The sequence below is a fragment of the Streptomyces sp. URMC 124 genome, from assembly GCF_051386455.1.
Classification (GTDB): Bacteria; Actinomycetota; Actinomycetes; order Streptomycetales; family Streptomycetaceae; genus Streptomyces.
In genome coordinates this window covers 1-259 of the sequence record NZ_JBPQTS010000523.1, presented here as the reverse complement: position 1 = coordinate 259, position 259 = coordinate 1, and the positions used below count along the sequence as shown (strand labels likewise).

Annotated in this window: 1 protein-coding gene; it reads left to right on the top strand. The window is 60.6% G+C overall.

Translation table 11 applies throughout. The features are described 5' to 3' along the window. Positions 1–259 (top strand): PaaI family thioesterase (locus tag ACSNOG_RS33565; protein WP_436756446.1); only part of this gene is annotated, 259 nt, incomplete at both ends.

Below are 259 nucleotides of genomic sequence, written 5' to 3'. Positions count from 1 at the left end.
CGAGCCAGGATCCGAAGGCCGAACAGCCGACATTTGACCGGGAGGCCTACATGGAGGCGATGGCCAAGGCGGCCGAGCCCACCTTCTGGGGATATCTTGGCTGTAAGCTGGCTTCCGCTACCCCGGAAGCGGTTGTCGTCACCCTGGATGTGCAGCCTCATCATATGAATATGATGGGGATCGTGCATGGCGGTGTCCTCTCCTCGCTGATGGATAATGCTATGGGCATCGCCGTCATGCTGGAGCGTCCCGGCGAGTC